The organism is Streptomyces sp. NPDC048516 (assembly GCF_043199875.1).
In the GTDB taxonomy this organism is placed as follows: domain Bacteria; phylum Actinomycetota; class Actinomycetes; order Streptomycetales; family Streptomycetaceae; genus Streptomyces.
Genome location: NZ_JBICWS010000005.1, coordinates 53304 through 68741 on the forward strand (window position 1 = coordinate 53304; position 15438 = coordinate 68741).

Annotated in this window: 15 protein-coding genes; 6 read left to right on the forward strand and 9 right to left on the reverse strand. The window is 72.3% G+C overall.

Annotated features, from left to right (window positions below; translation table 11 throughout):
* Positions 1-224: 224 nt before the first annotated feature.
* Positions 225-1700: a PP2C family protein-serine/threonine phosphatase gene (locus ACGFR7_RS11970; RefSeq protein WP_393316655.1), complete on the forward strand. Its 1476-nt coding sequence runs from the start codon at positions 225-227 to the stop codon at positions 1698-1700.
* A gap of 173 nt (positions 1701-1873) precedes the next feature.
* Here the strand turns inward: ACGFR7_RS11970 and ACGFR7_RS11975 are convergent, their stop codons facing one another.
* The gene (locus ACGFR7_RS11975) at positions 1874-3403 is read right to left on the reverse strand and encodes a hypothetical protein (protein WP_393316657.1); all 1530 of its coding nucleotides are present in this window, start codon (positions 3401-3403) and stop codon (positions 1874-1876) included.
* 285 nt (positions 3404-3688) lie between these two features.
* Here ACGFR7_RS11975 and ACGFR7_RS11980 point away from each other — a divergent pair, with 285 nt between their 5' ends.
* Positions 3689-4822: an aminoglycoside phosphotransferase family protein gene (locus tag ACGFR7_RS11980; RefSeq protein ID WP_393316659.1), complete on the forward strand. Its 1134-nt coding sequence runs from the start codon at positions 3689-3691 to the stop codon at positions 4820-4822.
* Between the two features lie 418 nt (positions 4823-5240).
* Positions 5241-7247, forward strand: a complete 2007-nt coding sequence (locus ACGFR7_RS11985) for an N-acetylmuramoyl-L-alanine amidase (RefSeq protein ID WP_393316661.1) — start codon at positions 5241-5243, stop codon at positions 7245-7247.
* A 100-nt stretch (positions 7248-7347) separates the two neighbouring features.
* Here the strand turns inward: ACGFR7_RS11985 and ACGFR7_RS11990 are convergent, their stop codons facing one another.
* The 3 genes from ACGFR7_RS11990 to ACGFR7_RS12000 form a co-directional block, all read right to left on the reverse strand.
* Positions 7348-7848, reverse strand: a complete 501-nt coding sequence (locus tag ACGFR7_RS11990) for a hypothetical protein (protein WP_018090673.1) — start codon at positions 7846-7848, stop codon at positions 7348-7350.
* 97 nt (positions 7849-7945) lie between these two features.
* Positions 7946-8341 carry an ACT domain-containing protein gene (locus ACGFR7_RS11995; RefSeq protein ID WP_393316663.1) on the reverse strand — a complete coding sequence of 132 codons (396 nt, stop codon included), beginning with the start codon at positions 8339-8341 and terminating at the stop codon, positions 7946-7948.
* Between the two features lie 9 nt (positions 8342-8350).
* Entirely contained in the window at positions 8351-8959 is a 609-nt protein-coding gene (locus tag ACGFR7_RS12000) for a CGNR zinc finger domain-containing protein (protein WP_393316665.1), read from the reverse strand.
* Positions 8960-9008: 49 nt separating this feature from the next.
* Here ACGFR7_RS12000 and ACGFR7_RS12005 point away from each other — a divergent pair, with 49 nt between their 5' ends.
* From ACGFR7_RS12005 to ACGFR7_RS12015, 3 genes are all read left to right on the forward strand, one after another.
* The gene (locus ACGFR7_RS12005) at positions 9009-9662 is read left to right on the forward strand and encodes a pyridoxal 5'-phosphate synthase (protein ID WP_393316667.1); all 654 of its coding nucleotides are present in this window, start codon (positions 9009-9011) and stop codon (positions 9660-9662) included.
* On the forward strand, positions 9659-10405 hold the full coding sequence (locus ACGFR7_RS12010) for a maleylpyruvate isomerase family mycothiol-dependent enzyme (protein ID WP_393316670.1): 747 nt from the start codon (positions 9659-9661) through the stop codon (positions 10403-10405). The genes ACGFR7_RS12005 and ACGFR7_RS12010 overlap by 4 nt, the downstream gene beginning before the upstream one ends.
* Positions 10406-10710: 305 nt before the next feature.
* Complete coding sequence (locus tag ACGFR7_RS12015) at positions 10711-10878, forward strand: hypothetical protein (protein ID WP_393316673.1); 168 nt, start codon at positions 10711-10713, stop codon at positions 10876-10878.
* A 3-nt stretch (positions 10879-10881) separates the two neighbouring features.
* Here the strand turns inward: ACGFR7_RS12015 and ACGFR7_RS12020 are convergent, their stop codons facing one another.
* The 5 genes from ACGFR7_RS12020 to ACGFR7_RS12040 all read right to left on the reverse strand — a co-directional run bounded on the left by ACGFR7_RS12020 (position 10882) and on the right by ACGFR7_RS12040 (position 15319).
* Complete coding sequence (locus ACGFR7_RS12020; protein WP_393316676.1) at positions 10882-11121, reverse strand: DUF397 domain-containing protein; 240 nt, start codon at positions 11119-11121, stop codon at positions 10882-10884.
* Positions 11122-11271: 150 nt separating this feature from the next.
* Positions 11272-12438 (reverse strand): thiolase domain-containing protein, encoded by a 1167-nt coding sequence (locus tag ACGFR7_RS12025; RefSeq protein ID WP_393316679.1) that lies wholly within the window; start codon positions 12436-12438, stop codon positions 11272-11274.
* On the reverse strand, positions 12435-13520 hold the full coding sequence (locus ACGFR7_RS12030; protein ID WP_393316681.1) for a thiolase domain-containing protein: 1086 nt from the start codon (positions 13518-13520) through the stop codon (positions 12435-12437). The genes ACGFR7_RS12025 and ACGFR7_RS12030 overlap by 4 nt, the downstream gene beginning before the upstream one ends.
* The gene (locus tag ACGFR7_RS12035) at positions 13520-14503 is read right to left on the reverse strand and encodes a Zn-ribbon domain-containing OB-fold protein (protein ID WP_393316684.1); all 984 of its coding nucleotides are present in this window, start codon (positions 14501-14503) and stop codon (positions 13520-13522) included. The genes ACGFR7_RS12030 and ACGFR7_RS12035 overlap by 1 nt, the downstream gene beginning before the upstream one ends.
* A gap of 15 nt (positions 14504-14518) precedes the next feature.
* Positions 14519-15319 carry a crotonase/enoyl-CoA hydratase family protein gene (locus ACGFR7_RS12040; protein WP_393316686.1) on the reverse strand — a complete coding sequence of 267 codons (801 nt, stop codon included), beginning with the start codon at positions 15317-15319 and terminating at the stop codon, positions 14519-14521.
* Positions 15320-15438 lie beyond the last annotated feature (119 nt).

The window sequence follows — 15438 nt, forward strand, 5'->3', positions numbered from 1 at the left end:
GTTCCCACCATGGATCGGCGGAAGCGCCTGCTGTACAGCGGCCGAAGCCTAGCTTGGAAGCTGTCATTCCGCCGATTCGCCCCGGGATTGCGCCGGAAAGCCGGGGGCATATGCCAGGTGCACCACCGTATCGGATAGTGCCAAATCCCTTACGGACGGTCGCCGCCTGTGCAACAGTCGTTACCGGCCCTTCAGCCCGGCGCCGCCTGATCACGGAGTACGTCATGCCGTCCCCTCTCTTCGCGGATCACCCAGCAGACCGGCCCCCCGAGCGCGACACGGTCGAGTCACTCATCACGCAGGCCCGCCGCCTGCGCGGTGACCTCGATGCGGTGCGCAGGGAGTCCGGCGTGGACACCGGCCTCCCCGCCGACCCGCAGCTGCGCTGGCAGCGGGCGCTGTGCGATCTCGCCGTGCATCACCTCGACGACCTCGGGGGCCATCTCGACCAGCTCAGAGAAGGTCTGCCTACGGAGAGTGAGGAAAGCGAGGAGGAGGCCGCACCGGAGGCCGAGCTGCCGGAGGCCCCGCCGGAGCCCGCGCCCCGTGAACACGGCGCGCTGCTGCGCCGGGTGGGCAGCGCCGAGTGGAACCTCCTCACCGACGAGGTCAGCTGGTCCGACGAGCTGTTCGCGATGTTCGGCAGGGCACCGTCCGAAGGACCGCTCACCCTCGACGAACTGCCGTCCCTGGTCCACGCCGACGACCAGGAGGGGCTGGCCACGATGGTCACCGACTGCCTGGTGGACGGCCGCCCGATCGACGGCGAATTCCGCATCGTGCGCCCGGACGGGGGCCTGCGCACGGTGCACATGGTGGGCGAGCCGGTGCTCGACGCCGACGGCAGTACCGCCTGCATGTGGGCCGTGCTGCGGGACGTCAGCGAGCTGCGCCGCAGCCAGCAGGCGGTGCGCGAGACCCGTGACTCGCTGCACCGTGAGCGGCATATCGCGCAGACCGAGCACCGGCTTGCGGTCGAGCTGCAGGAGGCCGTGCTCCCCCCGTGGCGCGGCTCCCTGCGGTTCCCGCAAGGCGGTCCCGTCGCCCTCGACCTCGCCGGGCGCTATCTGCCGTCCGGCACCCGTGACCTGATCGGCGGGGGCTGGTACGACGCGCTGCAACTCCCGGACGGCACCACGCTGTTGAGCGTCGGCGATCTCACCGGGCATGGCGTCACGGCCACGTCCGGGATGGCGATGGTGCTCGGCGCGCTGCGCGGTCTGGCCGTCGCCGGCCACCGGCCGGGACCCCTGATGTGCTTCCTCAATCAACTGCTGGACACCGCCGCTCAGCCGGCGCTGGGCAGCACGGTGTGCGGCCGCTTCGACGCCGCCGCGCGTACCCTGGAGTGGGCCCAGGCCGGGCACCCCGCACCGCTGCTGTTCCGCGGCGGCACGGGGCGCGCGCTGGACCCGCCCGAGGGTGTCCTGCTCGGGGCGACCTCGGGTGCGGCCTACACCCAGCGCACCGAGCAACTGGAGCCCGGTGACCTGCTCGTCCTGCACACCGATAGTCTCGTCCCCCGCTATACGCATGGCGCGGAAGCCCTCCACGAGGGCGCCGAACGACTCCTCGCCCTGGCGCCGCGGTTCGCCGCGGCCCGCAGCGCGCAGGAGGGTGTCCGCATCGTCGTCGAGGAGTTCGGCGGCACCGATCGCGAGGACGACGCCTGTGTACTGGTCGCCAGGGTCGGCGACTGAAGCACATCGCGACGGGTGCGGACGGCGGACCGGCGCATCCGGAGCCGGCCGGCCCGAACACGTCGGCGCACCCATCGGCGGGCAATTCACCGGCCCACGGGTGAGGCAGCGGAGCCGAGAAGAACACCACCCCTACGGATGACGCGCCGTCACGCTCCGTGCAGCCGCCCGCCTCAGGCCGAGAAGTTCTTCCCGACTCCTGATCCGATGCCGGGGCCGAGGCCCGACCCCTTGGTCTTGGGCTTCGCCTTCGGCAGGACATGCTGGATCTCCTCGCGCAGGTCCTGGATCTTGCCGTAGTTCGCATACTGTCCCGTGAGCCGGAACATCTCGCGGAGCCGGTCCCAGGTGCGGTGCGAGGAGTTCTCGCCGATGGACACCAGGGCCAACCGGGCATAGCGGTCTGCCTGTTCGGGGTCGTTCCCGATGAAGCAGGCCGAGGCCATCGAGATGTAGTCGAAGATCTGCGACCGCTGGCGGCCGTTCTCGCGCAGCCGCAGCGCCCGCTGGGCGTGATGCTGGGCGATCCTGGCGGCCGACGGGTCGTGATCGGCGAGGGTACGGAAGGCCAGCGCCTGCATGCCGTGCAGATCCGCCTCGTCGAACATCTGCATCCAGCTCGGTGGCGGCACATCGCCCTTGTCCGAGACGAAAAGGTCCTCCGCCTCGCCCAGGGTGCGGCGCATCGCCTGGCCGTGGCCCTTGGACGCCTGCGCCCAGGCCTCGATGGTGTGCAGCATGGCGCGGGTGCGCGGCAGGGTTTCCGCGCCGGAACCGGACTTGGCCAGCTTCATCAGATCCAGCGCATCGTCGGGACGGCCCAGATGCACCATCTGACGGGCGGCACGGGAAAGCGCCTCGCCGGCACGCGGGCGGTCGCCGCCCTCGCGCGCCGCATGGGCGGCGATGATGAAGTACTTCTGGGCGGTGGGCTCCAGGCCCACGTCATGGGACATCCAGCCCGCCAGCACCGCCAGATTGGCGGCCACCCCCCACAGCCTGCGCTGCAGATGATCGGGGTGGCGGTAGGCGAGCATGCCACCCACTTCGTTGAGCTGGCCCACCACGGCCTTGCGCTGCAGCCCGCCCCCGCGGGCCGCGTCCCAGGCGCGGAACACCTCGACCGAGCGCTCCAGCGCGTCGATCTCCTGTGATCCCACAGGGGCCGCCTCATAGCGGTCGAGGCCGATCTGGTCGAGTTCGTCGAAGGAGTCGGAGGCGAACATGGCGTCGTGGCGTGGGGCGCCGGCCGGGGCCGGGTCGGTGTGCAGCCAGTCGTACATGGCGCCGGTGAGTGCGGAGCCCGCGGCGAGTGCGGCGCCCGCACCCACCAAGCCGCGTCGGTTGAGCATGAGGTCCATTCCCGTGAATTCCGTGAGGACCGCGGCGGTCCGTTCGGGAGCCCACGGCAGACCGTCCAGGGCCTGCCGTTTCCCCGAGCGACCGGTTCTTGCGAACCCGAGGTCCTCGATGGTTACGACACGGCCGAGGCGCTCGGTGAACAGGGAAGCCAGGACCTTGGGCACCGGATCGCGCGGGGTCTCCCCCATGTCGATCCAGCGCCGCACTCGCGAGGTGTCGGTCGCCAGCTGCGGATGCCCCATGGCCGCCGCCTGCCGGTTGACCATTCTCGCCAGCTCTCCTTTGGACCAGCCGGCCAGGCCGAAAAGGTCCGCGAGACGGGTGTTCGGCTGCCTGTCCACGTCAAGCCCCCAGGTTCCTCGACTGAGTTGACAGTAACGGCCGCTGACATGGGCTGTGGGCATTCGCCAGGGTTCGCCAGGGTGCGCCAGATGGTCTGCCACCCGCAGTCACGTGTTCTGTAGATATGCCGCCCCCGGCCTGGTGGCGGGACCGCATTCCCCAGGGTGCGCGCCCCTCACGGGGACCCTGGATCGGCCTCCTGCACGGGGCCCGTTCACGGGTTCCCATCACCGGGCCGGGGAGCGCACGCAACTCGCCGGCGCACGAAGGGATCTGTTTCACCCATGTATGCAGCATCGTCCGCCGTGACCGCCCCCACCCGGCCGTACCGCCCGCACCCCACCGGAAGCGGGCCGTATCTCGACCCCGCACCTTCCACGGGAGCGATCACCGGTCTCCCCGGCGGCCGTACCCGGCGGATGCAGGGGACGGGCTCCCAACCGCTCAGCGGGAGAATCGACCTGTCCGGCCCGCAGGGCGCCCAGTTGCGCGCCGCCGTCGCCTCGGTGCACCGCATCTGCCCGGAGTTCAACCCGGTACAGGTGCTGCGCCGCAGCGGCAGGTCCGTCCTCCTCGTCGGCACGACGGGCCGTATGACCGCGGTCGCCAAGTGTTTACTGGACCACTCCCCCGCGTGGGCGGACAGGTTCCGGCAGGAAATAAGTGCATACCGCGCATTCGTCCGGCATCGTCCGCCGGTACGGGTGCCGCGTCTGGTAGCGGCCGATCCCGACAACTGCACGCTGATCGTGGAGCGGATGCCAGGCCGCGTCGCGGCGCTGACCCGCCACCCGTCCGAGGCTCCGCCCCGGGCCGACGTACGGGCCGCACTGGGTGCGATCTGCCGGATCAACCTCTGGCGTCCGCCGGCCGGGCTGTTCGACGCCCCGCTGGATTACGCGGGCCGGATCGGCCGCTACCACGACCTGGGGCTGCTCACCGACCGTGACCTCGGCGATCTGCAGAAGCTGCTGCACGGTCTGTCGCACACCCAGGGCCAGTTCTGCCACGGCGACGCACTGCTCAACAACGTGCTGCTCTCCCCCGCGGGCCCGGTCCTGCTGGACTGGGACAGTGCGGGCTGGTATCTGCCGGGCTATGACCTGGCGACCCTGTGGTCGGTGCTCGGCGACGCGCCGGTCGCCCGCCGGCACATCAGCCAGCTCGCCCAGAACGCCGGCCCGGCCTCGCGGGACGCCTTCCTGGTGAATCTGATGCTGGTGCTCACCCGCGAGATCCGGCGTTATGAAACCGCGGTCCAACGGACCATGCGCGAACCCACGCCGACGGGGACACCGGGTCCGGGACTACCCGGCGTGCCCGCGGCGGGCGAGGAGCAGCGGCTGCTCCTCCGCCGGCTGCACGACGACTGCCAGATGGCGCGTCGTGCGGTACGGGCGGCGGTCGGCACCCGCTGACCGCCGGCAGGTGCCGGACGTCACCGGCACCTCAAGGGGGGACTATGAGCGGCGCACCCGGGTACGGGGTGCGCCGCTCACCCATGTGCGGCAACCGGCCCTCCCCCTGGCTTCCCCGCCGCGGCCGTCCCCCTCTCCAGCCGTCCCTCTCCGGCCCTGGCCCGAGTCCGGTCGAGTCCGGTCGAGTCCGGCCATTGGTCCATTCCACTGACGCCCCGCAGGCCGGACACCCGCTCGGGAAGGCTCCTGTGGAGATGCCCTGACATGCGGAATCGCGAGAGGGCGCGGTGATTGACGGACCCTCGGCAAACGTATAGCTCTAAGCCGACGGGGGCTCTAGTCTCGGGTCCCGCCCGTGCGGCCGTTTGCGCACCCACCGTCACACCGCCCCGGCTCGGGCCGGCTCGAGGAGGTTGCTTTGCGAGGATCCGCCCCGGAAGACGAGAAGAGATTCCACCGCCCCGCCCTGCGCAGGTCCGCCACCGCCGTTGCGGCGGCCGTGCTGTTGCTGCCGCTCTCGGGAGCGCCGTCCGCGCATGCCGGCCAGCCCCGGCCCGATGGTCTGCAGCGGGCCTTCACCGACGCCGCCGCCCGCTTCCAGGTGCCGCGCAGTGTGCTGCTCGGCGTCTCGTACCTGGAGTCGCGCTGGGACACCCATGGCGGCGCGCCCAGCGTCTCCGGGGGCTACGGTCCGATGCATCTGACCGATGCCCGCACCGCGCTGACGCGCACACCGGAGTTCAGCGGGGGCACCGAGGACGCCCGCGGCGACGGCGCGCGGCCCCGTAAGCGGGTACCTGCCGGTGCGGCGAAGCGCGCCGCGCTGCCTGCCGAACTCCCCGCCCGGTTGCGGACGTTGACGACGGCCGCCACGCTGGCCGGGCTGCCGGCCCAGCGGCTGCGTACCGACCCCGCCGCGAATGTGCTCGGCGGTGCGGCGCTGCTCGCCGCGGAGCAGCGCAAGCTGGGACACCGGACGGGCGGCGACCCGGCGCAGTGGTACGAGGCGGTGGCGCGCTACGGCGGCCAGGACAGTACGCGCGGCGGCCGGGCCTTCGCGGACGAGGTCTACGAGGTCATGCGCCACGGCCAGACGCGGACGACCGACGCGGGACAGCGGGTCACGCTGGCCGCCACGCCGGGGCTGATCCCCGACGCCGCGCAGCAGAAACGTCTCGGCACTTCGTCCTCGACGGCATCGCCGACGCGGGCCGGCCGCAAGCTGGAGTGCCCGCACAGCGTCGCCTGCGAGTCCGTCCCGGCGCCGTACGAGGAGTTCGGGGACGGAGACTACGGCAATCACGACAAGGCGGACCGGCCCGAGGACCTGCGGGTCAGCACCATCGTCATCCACGACACCGAGGGGTCCTGGGAGACCACGCTCAAGCTGATCAAGGACCCGGCCTATGTGTCCTGGAACTACACCATCCGTTCCTCGGACGGCCTGATCGCCCAGCATGTGCCGACCAAGGACGTCGGCTGGCATGCGGGCAACTGGTACATCAACTCGCACTCCGTGGGCATCGAGCACGAGGGCTTCCTCGCCGCGCCGGACGCCTGGTACACGGAGGCGATGTACCGCACGTCGGCCCGGCTGGTGAAGTATCTGAGCCGCAAGTACGACGTGCCGCTGGACCGGCAGCACATCCTGGGCCACGACAATGTGCCCGGCACGACCACGGCCACGATCCCCGGGATGCACACCGACCCCGGCCCGTACTGGGACTGGGCGCACTACTTCTCCCTGCTGGGCAAGCCGTTCAAGGCCGCCGCGGGCTCGCACGGCGGGCTGGTCACCATCCGCCCGGACTACGCCAGGAACAAGCCGGTCTACACGGGCTGCGAGAAGGCCGGCGACACCTGCGAGCCGCACGGTTCCGCGGCGGTCCGGCTGCACACCGCGCCGGACGCCGGCGCACCGCTGGTCAAGGACGTCGGTCTGCACCCGGACGGCAGTGACGCGACCACGGGCGTGAACGACACCGCTGCCCGGGCCTCCACCGGCCAGCGGTTCGCGGTGGCGGGCCGGTCCGGCGACTGGACGGCGATCTGGTACCTCGGGCAGAAGGCGTGGTTCCGCAATCCGCACCACGCGCCGACGGCACTGAACGCCGAGGGGATGATCGCCACGCCGAAGGCCGACCGGGAGGAGATTCCGGTCTACGGCCGCGCGTACCCGGAGAAGGGGGCCTACCCGGCCAAAGTGCCCTACCAGGCGGTCTCCGCCCTGCCGTACAAGCTCGCCGCCGGCCAGAAGTACGCCGTCGGGGACCGGATGACGGGCGACTACTTCTACGCGCCGACCTTCGACCTCGCCGAGCATGCGATCGTGCGCGGCGAGGACGTCTACTACGAGATCCAGCTCGGGCACCGGGTCGGCTATGTGCGGGCGGCCGACGTCGATGTGCGGCGCTCGGATTCCTGAGCCCCCGCGCACACCGATCGGGTGAGCGCGTACGCGCCCGGTGGACGGGTCTGCCGTCCACCGGGCGCGTACGGTGTCCGCTCCGGTGCCGTGCCGGGGCTCAGCCCTGCTGGAAGAGCTCCGCCGGCAGCGGCTTGAGCAGCGCGTAGAGATCGTCGGTGATCGGCCGGTCCCAGCTGGCGATGGTGACCAGCACGCCGTCGCTGCGGTCGAACTGGGCGCAGGAGATCCGGCTCTCGGAGCACTTGATGCGCTTGACGATCAGCAGGTTGTCCTCGTGCATCACGGGGGTGTCCTCGCTCTCGACGACCGTCACCGGCTCGTCGTTGCCGAGCGCGGCCAGCAGCTGGGCCACCTCGAAGGGCACCTGATCGTCCTCGAGCTCGCGGGCCGGGGACCCCTCCGGCAGATTGCCGATGATCATCGCGGGGCCGCGGCCGCCGAACAGGTCGTAGCGGAGGAAGACGCCCTGGCAGCTCCCGTCGGGCGCGGGCAGCAGCCCGGCTCCGAGATTGCCCGGCCAGTCCCCGGGGTCCATGGCGAGGACGTCGAAGTCAGGCCCGGCGGGCGTGGCTGCGCTGCGGCGGCGGAGGAAGGACATGCCGCCATCGTACGTGGCCCGGCCGGGCACGCGGCGCGGACGTCGGCGTGCGGCGCACCCCGCGTACGGAGCCGCCGCCTCCTCTTGCCGGCGGTCGTTATGCCTGGTCGGCCAGTGCGCGCAGCCGGCGCAGCGCCTCGTCGGTCGCGGCATGGGGCACGAAGAGGTGATCGTGGTGGAAGCCGGCGACGACATTGCAGCTGAGGCCGGCCTGGGCGAGTGCGGTGGCCACGGCGGCGGTCAGTCCGACGGCGTCCAGCGCGGAGTGCACCCGCAGGGTGATCCAGCCGGCGACATAGTCGTACGACAGGCCCGCGCGGTCGGCCTCCTCCTGGTGGACGACGAGGGTGCGGCCCTCGGGTTCGGCGACGGTGACCACCGGCGTCAGCCCGTCGGGGACCGTGCCGGGCACGCTCACAAAGACAAAGCGGCCCGCGTTCCGCTCGGGGCGCATCCCGCTCAGCAGGGCCCGGAGATCACGTTCACCCGTCATGCCACCACCCTATGGGGCCCCGTCCTGTCCTTCCTTGCGCCGCTCGTGGTGGCGGGCGACCCGGGCACGGTTACCGCAGGAGGGGGTGCACCACTCCTGGCGGGCGTGGTCCTTGACGAAGTAGCGCACACACCGCGGGGCGGGGCAGGCCCGCAGCAGCACCCGGTCGGGGCCGGCAAGGAAGCCGAGGGCGGCACGGGCCAGCGCGGCGACGATCCGGTCGGCGGGCGGCGGGGAGCCGGCCGGGTGGTGCCGGACGGCGGGCGGTGCGCCGGGCTCCCAGCTGAGCCGGGGTGCCGTGGGGACCAGGGCCGCGGCGGCGTTGAGCCGGCGCAGCGCCTCCTCCTCCGGCAGCAGCCGGTGGGCATCGGCGGAGCTGGGCGGCCCCGGCCGGACGGCGCGGGCGAACAGTGACCGGACCGCGGCCCGCAGCTCCCGCACGGCGGTGTGCAGCGCCTCGTCGGGGGCGGCAGGGCCGGCCGCGCAGTCCAGCAGTGCGGCCCGCTCGTGTACCCAGACCGCGAGCCCTTCCGGACCGGCCAGGTCGTCGGTGACGCCGCCGTGCCCGTCATGGCGGAGGGTGACGGCGAGTTCGAGTGCGAGCCGTGGTGCGGTCATGATGCTAATGGTAACGTCACGGCCAACCATTAACTACCTAGGGGGCGGTATGGCCGACGTACGTCAATTACTGCGTGATCTCCCGGTGTTCGCGGGCGAGCTGCCCGCATTCGATCCGCTGGAGACGCCCGACGACCCGGTGGAACTCTTCACCGCCTGGCTGCTCGGCGCCATACGGGCCCAGGTCCCCGAGCCTCATGCCATGACGGTCTCCACCGCCGGCGCCGACGGCAATCCGTCGGCCCGCACGCTGATCCTCAAGGACATCGACGCGGACGGCTGGCGGTTCGCCGCGCACCGCGACAGCACCAAGGGGCGCGAGCTGACGGACCGCCCGTACGCAGCACTGACCTTCTACTGGCAGCCTCTGGCCCGCCAAGTGCGCGTCCGCGGACCGGTGGTGCGGGAGAGCGCGGAGCACGCCGCCGCGGACTTCCTCGCCCGCAGCCCCGGCGCCCGGGCCGAGGCGCTGCTCGGGCGGCAGAGCCGTCCCCTGGGCGACCTGGCCGAACGGGACGCGGCGGTAGCGGAGTCGGCGGCCCGCCTCGCCCGCGAACCCGGCCTGGTGGCGCCCGGATGGACGCTGCACACGGTGCGTGCGGAGTCGGTGGAGTTCTGGCAGGGCGACAAGGACCGCAAGCACACCCGGCTGGCCTACCAACGGGCCGGCGGCGCGTGGCGGAAGGAGCTCCTGTGGCCGTGACGGATACGCACGCACTGCACGCCGAGGCGATACGGGTCGCAGTCGAGACGAGCCAGGAGCACCTTCGTGCCCTGTTGCCCGCCCTGACCGACGACGCGGTGCGGGAGCCGAGCGAACTGCCCGGCTGGACCCGCGCCCATGTCCTCTCGCACATCGAGGGCGTCGCGCGGGCCCTGGCCCGGCAGGCCCGCCATGCGCTGCGCGGCGAACTGATCGAGCCGTACGACGGGGGACGCCCGGCGCGTGCTGCCGCGATCGAGACCGGTGCGGTGCGTGGAGCGGCGGCGCTCGGGGACGCCGTACGGGCCGCCCTGGACGAGGCGTCCGCGGCCTGGGCGGCGGTCGGCCCGGCCGACTGGACGCGGCCGGTGAAGCATCGCGAGAGCGATCTCCGCGCCGCACTGCTGTGCTGGTGGCGGGAGTTGGAGATCCACACCGCCGACGCCCGGATCGGCCACGGACCGCGGGACTGGCCACGGGAGCTGTGCCACCACCTGCTGGACCATCTGGCGCCGCGCGCACCAGAGGATCTGCGCCTCGTCCTGACGGCCACGGACGACACCCTCACCCGGCGGTACGGTGCCGCCGACGCCCCGGCCGTCACCGTCAGCGGCGCGCTCACCGTCAGCGGCCCGCTCACCGACCTCGCGGCCTGGCTGGCCGGCCGCACTCCGCAGCAGCCCCTCGACTGCCACCGGTCGGGCAGGACCGTTCCACCGCCCGAACTCCTCGACTGGCCGTAGCCGGTCCCCCGGGCGCTGCCTCCGGAAGGACGCCTGCGCCCCATGTCCGGTCCCCGCGCCGCCCCACCTCCCGTCCTCCACCTCGGGAAGGCGGGTCTGCGTTCCGTACCCGCCCGCGGGATCAGCCGAGGGCGTGATCGTCCGGTTCGTCCAGCCGGCGCATCCCCCGTGCCGGCCGGTGACGGCGGCATGCCGGTGAACGCGGACGAGGGCGGAGTCGCGATCAGTCAGTTCGCGTCTGTGCTCCGCCGTCCGGCCAGCAGGTGATCTTTGATGGCGGCGCCGTGGGACCGCACGATCACGGCATGACCAACTCCGTCGAAGCGGCCTGGCGCAAGCTCCTGACCACTGCTGGCGAGCCTTCCCTGCCGGAGAGATCACCGCTCCTGGAACCATTTGCCGAGCTGATAAGGAGCGGGCCCATCGGCTTGGCGGAAGCGGAACCCGGGACCTTGAGCGGCTTTGCGGACTGACCCCTAGGTGAGATCGAATTCGCCCTCGCGGGCGTCGAGGACGAAGGCCCGCCACTCGGCGGGGGTGAAGATCAACGCCGGGACCTCCGGGCTGTGGCGGTTTCGCATGGCGATATAGCCCTCGACGAAGGCGATCTGGACGCCGCCCACGCCCTGGGTGCTCGACTGCCAGTCGGCCTGCGACAGGTCGAGATCGGGCCTCGGCCCGCCCACGAGCCGCTGCTCGGTGATGCTGTCGGTCACGTGTTCCGCTCCTCCCGGATCGTCGTCCGCGGTCAGCCTAACCACTGGGTCCGGGGACGGACAGGGGACGTGGCGAGGCGGTGGAGTGGTCGTGGTGTGACGGGTCCGGGGAGGGGCGCGCCGGTGCCGCGCGCCCGCCCCCGACGGGTGTCAGGTGGCCGGCGCCTCGGCGCCCACCAGCCACATCGAGAAGAACTGGGAGCCGCCGCCGTACGCATGTCCCAACGCCCGCCGGGCGCCGTCGACTTGGTGCGCGCCGGCCTGTCCGCGCACCTGGAGGGCGGCCTCCGCGAAGCGGATCATTCCGGAGGCGCCGATGGGGTTGGTGGACAGCACCCCGCCGGACGGGTTGACGGGGAGAGCGCCGTCCAGCTCGGTGGCGCCCGACTCGGTGAGCTTCCAGCCCTCCCCCTCCTCGGCGAAGCCCAGGTTCTCCAGCCACATCGGCTCGTACCAGCTGAAGGGGACGTACATCTCGACCGCGTCGATCTGCCGGCGCGGGTCGGTGATACCGGCCTGCCGGTAGACATCGGCGGCGCAGTCCTTGCCGGCCTGCGGGGAGACGAAGTCCTTGCCGGCGAAGAGGGTGGGTTCGCTGCGCATGGCCCCGCCGTGCACCCACGCCGCCGGGTGCGATGCGCGGGCGGCCCCGGTGCGGTCGGTGAGGATCATCGCGCAGGCGCCGTCGGAGGACGGGCAGGTCTCGGAGTAGCGGATCGGGTCCCAGAGCATCGGCGAGGCCCGGACCTTCTCCAGGGTGATGTCGTGTTCGTGGAGGTGGGCGTAGGGGTTCTTGAGGGCGTTGCGGCGGTCCTTGTAGGCGACGAGGGAGCCGACGGTGTCCGGGGCGCCGGTACGCCGCATATAGGCGCGGACGTGCGGGGCGAAGAAGCCGCCGGCGCCGGCCAGCAGGGGCTGTTGGAAGGGGATGGGCAGGGACAGGCCCCACATGGCGTTGGACTCGGACTGCTTCTCGAAGGCGACGGTGAGGACGGTGCGGTGGACCCGGGCGGCGACGAGGTTCGCGGCGACCAGGGCGGTGGAGCCGCCGACCGAGCCGGCGGTGTGCACCCGCAGCATCGGTTTGCCGACGGCGCCCAGGGCATCGGCGAGGTACAGCTCGGGCATCATCACCCCCTCGAAGAAGTCGGGGGCCTTGCCGATCACCACGGCGTCGATGTCCGCCCAGCTCAAATGGGCGTCGTCCAGGGCGCGTCGGGCCGCCTCACGGACGAGTCCGGCGAGCGAGACGTCGCGGCGCGCGGCGACGTGTGTGGTCTGACCGATGCCGACGACGGCCACGGGCTCCTTGCTCATCGCTCACCTTCCAGGACGGCGACCAGGTTGTGCTGCAGGCACGGACCCGAGGTGGCGTGGGCGAGGGCGCGGTCGGATGCGCCCCGCTGGATGCGGGCGGCGGCCTCGCCGAGGCGGATCAGGCCCGCGGCCATGACGGGGTTGGCGGCGAGCGCGCCGCCGGACGGATTGATGCACACCGTGCTGTCCGCCGCGTCGAGTTTCAGGGCGCGGCGCAGCACGACTTCCTGGGAGGTGAAGGGGGCGTGCAGCTCGGCGGTGTCCACGGTGGGGGCACCTCCCCTGCCCTTGCGGCCAGGGGGGAGTTCGAAGGCGCCGGCGCGCTCGGCGGCGAGCCGGGTGGACGGTGAGTCGGTGAGGTCGCGAACGCCCAGACTGTGTGCCTCGATGCGGTGGTCGAGGCCGCGGATCCAGGCGGGGCGGGCGGCCAGCCGGCGGGCGGTGTCGCCGGCGGCGAGGACGACGGCGGCCGCGCCGTCGCCGATGGGCGGGCAGTCGCCGGTCCGCAGCGGGGCGACCAGCGGATCGCCCACGGGCACCTCGCCGCGCAGCTGTGCGTGCGGGTTGGACCCGGCGGCGCTGCGGCGGCGGGCGGCGATGCCGGCCAGTTCCCGCTCGTCGGTCAGCTCCGCGTCGATCAGGGCCTGCGCCTGGAGGGCGGCGAGCGCGACGGAGTCGGGCCACAGCGGGGCGACGTAGTACGGGTCGAGCTGGCGGGTGAGGACGTCGCGGACGCTGCCCGGCGAGGACTTGCCGTAGGCGTAGACGAGTGCGGTCTCCGCCTCGCCGGTGAGGAGCTTCACCCAGGCCTCGTACAGCGCCCAGGCGCCGTCCATTTCGACATGGGATTCGGAGATCGGCGGCCAGGCGCCGACGCCGTCCAGGGCCATGGTGAAGGAGAAGGCCCGGCCGGCGAGGTAGTCGGAGGAGCCGGAGCAGGTGAAGTCGATGTCCCGGGCCGCCAGGCCGGTCTGCTCCAGCACGTCGTGGAGCACCGGCATCAGCATCTCGACCTCGGAGGTCTCCGCGCTGTCACGGACGTGATCGCTCTGCCCGAAGGCGACGATGGCGACGTCGCGCATCAGATCAGCTCCTTGTAGCTGTCGTAGCCGGCATCGGGTTCGCCGGTGGGGCGGTAGTGGTCGGGAAAGCGGCTGTCCCCGGCCCAGACGGGTTCGACGCGCAGCCCCATGCGGACCCGGTCGTAGGGGATGCCGCCGATCCGGGCGTGCAGGGCCAGGTCGGCGCCGTCCAGGGCGATATGGGCGTAGACGTAGGGGACCTCGATGTCGAGGTTCTTTGCCTTGATGTTGACGATGCAGAAGGTGGTCACGGTGCCGCGGGGACCGACCTCGACCTGGGTGTCGGTGGCGACGCCGCAGGTGGGGCAGGCGCCGCGGGGCGGGACGTAGACCTTGCGGCAGGAGGGGCAGCGCTCGCCCACGATCCGGTGGTCCGAGAGCGCCTGGAGGTAGCGGGACTGGGCGCGGCCGGGCGCATAGGTGTAGTCGAGCCGGGCGGGGGCGGTGATCCCGGTGACGGGGTCCGCGAACTCCCCGCTGTGCGGCACCGGCCGGCCGGCCCCTCCGGTGCCGTCGTCCGGCGCCGGCCCGCTCTCCTCGGCGGCGCCGTCGTCCGGCTCGAAGCAGGCGATGTCGGTGATCGCGCCGGTGCGCTGCGGAGCCCAGCGGATCCGGACCCGCATGCCGGTGCGGACGGCGTCGGGACCGGGCGCGTCCAGGGCGTGCAGCAGGGCGGTGTCGGCGCCGTCGAGCCGGACCAGGACCCAGGCGAAGGGGGTGGTGAGCGGCTGGCCACGGCGGGGGGCCGGGTTCCAGGCCCAGGTGGTGACGGTGCCGCTGGTGCCGACCTCGACCAGGTCGCGGATCTCCTCGGCGGTGACCGGGTCGTACTCGGCGGGCGGGACGACCACCCGGCCGTCGCTCGCCGTGACGCCGAGGACGGTGCGCTCGCGCAGTCCGGTGAGGAAGGCGCTCTGAACGGGGCCGAGGGAGCGGGTGAACGGGAATTCCACGACGAGGGGCGCCGTGAGGGCCTTGGGCATGCGGGGCTCCTTGGGTCAGGCGCGCCGGTAGACGGGCGGGCGCTTCTCGGCGAAGGCGCGGGAGCCCTCTTTGGCGTCGGCGGTGTCGAAGACCGGCCAGCCGCGGGCGAGTTCGGCCGCCAGCCCGTCGGTCTCGGTCATCCCGGCGGTTTCGTAGACGGAGGCCTTGACGGCCTCGACGGCGAGCGGTCCGCAGCCGTTGACCAGTTCCGCGATCTCCAGGGCCTTGTCCAGTGCGGTCCCCTCGGGGACGACATGGCCGATCAGGCCGATGCGTTCGGCCTCGCGTGCGGGGTAGGGCCGGCCGGTGAGCAGCATCTCCAGGGCGTGGGTGCGGGGAATCTGGCGGGCGAGGCGGACGGTGGAGCCGCCGATCGGGAACAGGCCACGACGCACCTCGAAGAGGCCGAAGGTGGCGCTCTCGCCGGCCACGCGGATGTCGGTGCCCTGCAGGATCTCCGTTCCGCCCGCGACGCAGTACCCCTCGACGGCGGCGATCACGGGCTTGCGGGGGCGGTGGTGCCGCAGCATCGCCTTCCAGTGCAGATCGGGGTCGGCGCGCAGCCGGTCGCGGTACTGCTCGCCGGCCATGCCGTCGCCCGCGAGGGCCTTGAGGTCCATTCCGGCGCAGAAGGTCTGGCCGGCGCCGGTGAGGACGACGGAGCGGATCGTGTCGTCCTCGTCGGCGGAGATCCAGCCGTCGTACAGGCCCACCAGCATCGGCAGCGAGAGCGCGTTCTTCGCCTCCGGCCGGTTGAGGGTGAGCACCAGTGTCGCGCCGACGCGCTCCACCGACAGATGTTCCGTACCACCCATGTTCCGTCCTCCCGTCTCACGACGGAGAACAGGTTGCAGTAGCGGCACACCGACTTCAAGACCTTTCTGACAGGTAGTCAGATTTCTTCGCCGTGGCCCTTCCCTGCTCCTTCCGGCGG

Coding starts and splice junctions, on each gene's coding strand:
- ACGFR7_RS12015 (WP_393316673.1), top strand. CDS start 10,711: ATGACCAACTCCGTCGAAGCGGCCTGGCGCAAGCTCCTGACCACTGCT.
- ACGFR7_RS12000 (WP_393316665.1), bottom strand. CDS start 8,959: ATGACCGCACCACGGCTCGCACTCGAACTCGCCGTCACCCTCCGCCAT.
- ACGFR7_RS12005 (WP_393316667.1), top strand. CDS start 9,009: ATGGCCGACGTACGTCAATTACTGCGTGATCTCCCGGTGTTCGCGGGC.
- ACGFR7_RS12035 (WP_393316684.1), bottom strand. CDS start 14,503: ATGCCCAAGGCCCTCACGGCGCCCCTCGTCGTGGAATTCCCGTTCACC.
- ACGFR7_RS11980 (WP_393316659.1), top strand. CDS start 3,689: ATGTATGCAGCATCGTCCGCCGTGACCGCCCCCACCCGGCCGTACCGC.
- ACGFR7_RS11990 (WP_018090673.1), bottom strand. CDS start 7,848: ATGTCCTTCCTCCGCCGCCGCAGCGCAGCCACGCCCGCCGGGCCTGAC.
- ACGFR7_RS12040 (WP_393316686.1), bottom strand. CDS start 15,319: ATGGGTGGTACGGAACATCTGTCGGTGGAGCGCGTCGGCGCGACACTG.
- ACGFR7_RS11970 (WP_393316655.1), top strand. CDS start 225: ATGCCGTCCCCTCTCTTCGCGGATCACCCAGCAGACCGGCCCCCCGAG.
- ACGFR7_RS12025 (WP_393316679.1), bottom strand. CDS start 12,438: ATGAGCAAGGAGCCCGTGGCCGTCGTCGGCATCGGTCAGACCACACAC.
- ACGFR7_RS12030 (WP_393316681.1), bottom strand. CDS start 13,520: ATGCGCGACGTCGCCATCGTCGCCTTCGGGCAGAGCGATCACGTCCGT.
- ACGFR7_RS11995 (WP_393316663.1), bottom strand. CDS start 8,341: ATGACGGGTGAACGTGATCTCCGGGCCCTGCTGAGCGGGATGCGCCCC.